Raw genomic sequence first — 542 nt, 5'->3', positions numbered from 1 at the left:
GAGAAGGGGAGCCTTGCTCTCCTTCTCCTTTTTATCCCAATTCCCAAGATGGCAAAGCCATTTTAGGAATTTCAAAGAAGAGCATACCCAATAGAGAGTTGCGGCGCGAAGCGCCGCAACTCTCTATTGGGTTTGATTTTTGTCCTAACATTACTGACTATAGCTATAATATCTATCTCATCATATAGCGATCGCTACTTTGGGAACAATTGACATTACCCAAAACACAGATTTTCGATTGAAAGTGTTGCTGAGCAACACTTTCAATCGAAAATCTGTGTTTTGGTTGATTATCAGTTACTTTTAGGCAATCTCAACTAAGTAAGTGGGCTTAATTAAAAAAACCAAAACCTGTGGCGTAGGCTGCGCGTACGCCACAGGTTTTAGATCTGGATTTTAATTATGCTGAGGGACTTAGTTTTAAAGTTTTAATTTCAAAGTTTTAATTTCAAAATCAAATCATTAAATCCCTATGCAAATCAAACGATTAGTAGCGATCGCCATCTTTTTACTCACCTTAGTAGGCTTAATTCTCTCGGCTG

General features: G+C 38.2%; 1 pseudogene. It reads left to right on the top strand.

The features are described 5' to 3' along the window. Window positions 1-188, top strand: a pseudogene (locus AC805_RS26925) (hypothetical protein); the annotation flags it as partial. Window positions 189-542 lie beyond the last annotated feature (354 nt).

Origin of the sequence: Pseudanabaena sp. 'Roaring Creek', from assembly GCF_001402795.1 — a bacterium.
Classification (GTDB): domain Bacteria; phylum Cyanobacteriota; class Cyanobacteriia; order Pseudanabaenales; family Pseudanabaenaceae; genus Pseudanabaena.
This window is presented reverse-complemented; position numbering and strand designations above follow the sequence as displayed.